Annotated in this window: 6 protein-coding genes; 4 read left to right on the top strand and 2 right to left on the bottom strand. The window is 68.5% G+C overall.

Annotation, left to right across the window (positions count from 1 at the left end):
- Nucleotides 1-110: 110 nt before the first annotated feature.
- From AC1DZ6_RS20335 to AC1DZ6_RS20320, 4 genes are all read left to right on the top strand, one after another.
- Nucleotides 111-623 (top strand): hypothetical protein, encoded by a 513-nt coding sequence (locus AC1DZ6_RS20335; protein ID WP_477098946.1) that lies wholly within the window; start codon nucleotides 111-113, stop codon nucleotides 621-623.
- An 84-nt stretch (nucleotides 624-707) separates the two neighbouring features.
- Nucleotides 708-863 carry a DUF3309 family protein gene (locus AC1DZ6_RS20330; RefSeq protein ID WP_477098945.1) on the top strand — a complete coding sequence of 52 codons (156 nt, stop codon included), beginning with the start codon at nucleotides 708-710 and terminating at the stop codon, nucleotides 861-863.
- A gap of 115 nt (nucleotides 864-978) precedes the next feature.
- A complete protein-coding gene (locus AC1DZ6_RS20325; RefSeq protein ID WP_477098944.1) occupies nucleotides 979-2436 on the top strand; it encodes an MFS transporter in 1458 nt (485 codons plus the stop codon).
- Nucleotides 2437-2529: 93 nt separating this feature from the next.
- The gene (locus AC1DZ6_RS20320) at nucleotides 2530-3270 is read left to right on the top strand and encodes a DUF599 domain-containing protein (RefSeq protein ID WP_477098947.1); all 741 of its coding nucleotides are present in this window, start codon (nucleotides 2530-2532) and stop codon (nucleotides 3268-3270) included.
- 53 nt (nucleotides 3271-3323) lie between these two features.
- On the opposite strand, the gene AC1DZ6_RS20315 is transcribed toward AC1DZ6_RS20320, so the two are convergent.
- A complete protein-coding gene (locus AC1DZ6_RS20315; protein ID WP_477098943.1) occupies nucleotides 3324-3671 on the bottom strand; it encodes an MmcQ/YjbR family DNA-binding protein in 348 nt (115 codons plus the stop codon).
- A gap of 165 nt (nucleotides 3672-3836) precedes the next feature.
- Nucleotides 3837-4169, bottom strand: a 333-nt coding sequence (gene msrA, locus AC1DZ6_RS20310) for a peptide-methionine (S)-S-oxide reductase MsrA (protein ID WP_477098942.1), incomplete at its 5' end; no start/stop codon positions are given.

The raw sequence follows: 4169 nt of genomic DNA, 5'->3' as shown, positions 1-4169 counted from the left end.
GCGCAAGTCCGAGGACTGCCCGGGCGGCTAGACGCCCTCCCCGCCCCACGCGCTTGCCCCAGGCGACGGGTCTGCTACCGGTGGTGCTTCATCCGCCTTGAGGGGCCACCGTGAGCGAAACCACCTGGACGCTGCTGAAGAGCTTCGCGCCGCTCCTGCTGGTGATCGGCTTCCTGGTCGCGCTGGGCTTTCTCAAGCGCAAGGTGGGCAAGCCCCTTCCTCCGGCCTCGCATTGCCAGGCCTGCGGCGAGGCCAGCCCCGGACTGCGCGCGCCCAACTCGGTGAACCAGGCGCTGTGGGGCGGCTGGACCTGCGCCGGCTGCGGCGCGAACCTCAACGCCCAGGGCGAGCCGATCGGCGGCCCGTCGCGCCCGCCCAGCACCCCGTTGCGCGGTCCGTTCTCCCGCCTGCTCCAACGCCGTCCCGGCCTGACGCTGGGACTGTTCTGGGGCCTGGTCATGTGGGGGGTGATGAGCGTGGCGCCCATGGTCCAGGCCGCGCTGCACGGCGCGGGCTTCCCGGTCGGCAAGGCCGTCGTTTCCTTCCTCCTGTGGGTCGTCCTCGGCGGCGCCGTGTTCGGCGCGGGGATGCGGACAATCCTCGTTCGCAAGCCCAAGGCCTGACGCTCACGGAACCTTGGCCGCACTTCTCGCATTTCCTCCGCCTAACCCCGACGCGCAAAGCGCTCGGCTGCAACGGAGACGGACATGCTCGGCACGATCCTCATCATCATCCTGATCCTGGCCCTGATCGGCGCCCTGCCGACCTGGGGCCACAGCCGGTCGTGGGGCTATTTTCCGTCGGGCGGCCTGGGTCTGATCCTGGTCATCATCATCATCCTGGTCCTCATCGGCAGGATCTAGCGGCGCGAACCGCTGGGGACGCGCGCTCGCGTGCGTCCCCGACCGCGCATAGCCCCCTCCCCCAACGATCGATGTTCGCCTAAGGTCCGCCCCAACGAACACCCCGGGGGGCCAGATGATCGACACCGCCACGACGGCGACGCCGCCTCAGGCCGCCGAGCCCATGAGCGCCTGGCGCCGAACCCGGGCCATCCTGGGCGGCTCGGCCGGCAATCTGGTCGAATGGTACGACTGGTTCGCCTACGCCGCCTTCTCGATCTATTTCGCCAAGATCTTCTTCCCCAAGGGCGATCAGACCGCCCAGTTGATGCAGACCGCCGCCATCTTCGCGGTCGGCTTCGGCGCGCGCCCTGTCGGGGCCTGGCTGATGGGGCTGTACGCCGACCGTAAAGGCCGCAAGGCCGGCCTGACCCTGGCGGTGGGGCTGATGTGCGTCGGCTCGCTGATTATCGCCCTGTGTCCGGGGCACGCCAAGATCGGCGACGCCGCGCCCGTGATCCTGCTGCTGGCCCGCCTGCTGCAAGGCCTGTCGGTCGGCGGCGAATACGGCGCCAGCGCCACCTATATGAGCGAGRTGGCCGGCAGGAAGCGTCGCGGCTTCTGGTCCAGCTTCCAGTACGTGACCCTGATCATGGGCCAACTGGTGGCGGCCCTGGTGCTGGTGATCCTGCAGAACACCCTGAGCAAGGAAGACCTGGCCGAGTGGGGCTGGCGCATTCCGTTCTTCGTGGGCGCGGCCCTGGCCGTGGTGGTGTTCTGGATCCGCACCGGGATCGAGGAAAGCGTCTCGCACCAGAACGTCACCGTCGCCCACGATCCGGTCAGCCGCCGCCAGGTGACGTGGGTCAGCCTGCTGCTGCTGGCCACCGTCGGCGCCATGGTCGCCAGCTTCACCGACGCGCCGCTCGCCGCGACGGCCCAGTACGGGGCGGTGGCGCTGCTGGTCGCCACCTACGTCGCCCTGGCCGCGCCGCTGGTCTCGCGCCATCCCAAGCAGACCCTGGCGATCATCGGCCTGACCGCCGCCGGCTCCTTGGCCTTCTACGCCTACACCACCTACATGCTGAAGTTCCTGGTCAACACGGCCGGCTTCGACAAGGCCACCGCCGGGGCGATCAACCTGGCCACCCTGGCCGGCTTCATGCTGATCCAGCCGCTGTTCGGCTGGGCGTCGGATCGGGTGGGCCGCAAGACCATGCTGGTCTTCGCCTTCGGGGTGGGCGCCCTGATCGCCTGGCCGGTGTTCAGCCTGACCGCCAAGGCGACCAGCCCCGCCGTCGCCTTCGGCCTGATCTTCGCGGCCCTGTTCGTGCAGTCGGGCTACACCTCGATCAGCGCCGTGGTGAAGGCCGAGCTGTTCCCCACCCACGTGCGCGCCCTGGGCGTGGCCCTCCCCTACGCCATCGGCAACGCCGCGTTCGGCGGCACGGCGGAATACGTCGCCCTGTGGTTCAAGCACGAGGGCATGGAAAGCGGGTTCTACCTCTATCTCGCGGCGATCATGGCCGTGGGCCTGATCGTCTCCCTGCTGCTGCGGGACACCGGCAAGCACAGCCTGATCCTCGAGGATTGATACCGCTCACCCTTTCGCCGACTCTCGTTCCAGACTTAAGTGCGTTCCATGCCCTCCACGCTCTCCCACGCCCTGTCCCAGCAGTTCCTGGCCATGCCGATCATCGATCTGGTGGTCCTGGCCTTCTTCCTGTTCTGCTGGCTGTTCTACGAGCCGATGCTCAAGCGGCTGGGCCGCGAGAAGAACGTCATCAACACCGACATGACGGTGATCCGCCGCCGGTGGATGGCCGAGATGGCGGTGCGCGAGATCGCCCTTCTGGACGGCCAATTGCTGGGCCATGCGATCAATTCGGCCTCGTTCTTCGCCTCGTCCAACCTGATCCTGATCGCCGCCGCGGCCGGGGTGCTGTTCGGCGGCGACACCGCGCTGAAGACCATCGAGGGCCTGGCCGTTCTGGCCCCGGCCTCGGCCCTGGTCTTCCAGATCAAGCTGGGCGTGGTGCTGGTCGCCCTGGCGCGCGGCCTGCTCGACTTCATCTGGGCGATCCGCCAGATGAACTACTGCCTGGCCGCCATCGGCGCGACGCCGATGTGGGCTCCGCGCGCGGTGCTCGAGGAATATGCCGAGGCGACGGGCGCGATCCTCAATCCGGCCCTGTCGGCGTTCAACGCCGGGGTGCGCGGCTATTACTTCGCCCTGGCGGCGGCGGCCTGGCTGCTGGGCCCGATCGCCTTCGCGGTCGCCACCGGCGGCGCGATGATCCTGCTGCTCTGGCGCCAGCGCCGCAGCCCGGCCTCGGCCGCCGTGCGCAAGGTGCGCCAGATCCTCGAACGCCAGCCGGTGGTCGTGGGTCCGCACCTGGCCGGCAAGAGCAACAGCGAACAGGTTTAGCGGGGCGGCTTCACCCTCCTTCTCCTCCCCGCTGCGCGGGTGAGGAGAAGACCCTACAGCCCCAGCTCCGCCCTCGCCTTCTTCGTCAGCTTGGCGGCGATCAGGGCATGGGCGGTCTTCAGCCAGTCGGCGACCTCGTCGGCGTCCTGCGCGCCCAGGTCGGCGAAGTGCAGCCACTTGGCGCGCGCCAGATAGGGCGCGGGGATGGCCCGGCCGGTCTCGCTCAGCACCTCGAACGCCACCTCCGAGGCCTTGAGCGAGAAGCCGCTCGCGCCCACCGCGCCGCCCAGCACGGCGAACATCTTGCCGCCCACCTTGTAGACGTGGTCGTCGCCCCACTGGATGGTCATGGTCGCGCCCGGCAGGGCCAGGGCGGCGGCGTCGAAGGCCTCGGGGGTCATGGCTCAATCCTGAAAATGCCACCCCTGATCCGCTCATCCCGGCGAATGCCGGGACCCAGATCCCTTAGCGGTGTGTCTGACTGGAAAAGCTCGGAGCTCATGGAAACAGCCTCAAAGCTATTCCATCTGGGTCTCGGCATTCGCCGGGATGAGCGGAACTAAAACTCATGCCTCCACCCCGACGCCGATCGGGCAGACCACCCCCGTGCCGCCGATGCCGCAATAGCCCTCGGGGTTCTTGGCCAGGTACTGCTGGTGATAGTCCTCGGCGAAGTAGAACGGGCCGGCCGCGCCGATCTCAGTGGTGATGGACCCCAGACCCTGGGCGTTCAGCGCCTGCTGATAGGCCTCCTTGGACGCCACCGCCGCGGCGGCCTGGCCGTCGGAGGTGACATAGATCCCAGAGCGGTACTGCGTGCCGATGTCGCCGCCCTGACGCATGCCCTGGGTCGGGTCGTGATTCTCCCAGAAGATCTTGAGCAGCGCCTCGTAGGTGGG

Source organism: Caulobacter sp. P1_B12_2 (assembly GCF_056406675.1).
Note: the sequence above shows the minus strand (reverse complement) of the source record. Positions and strands in the feature narration are given on the sequence as shown.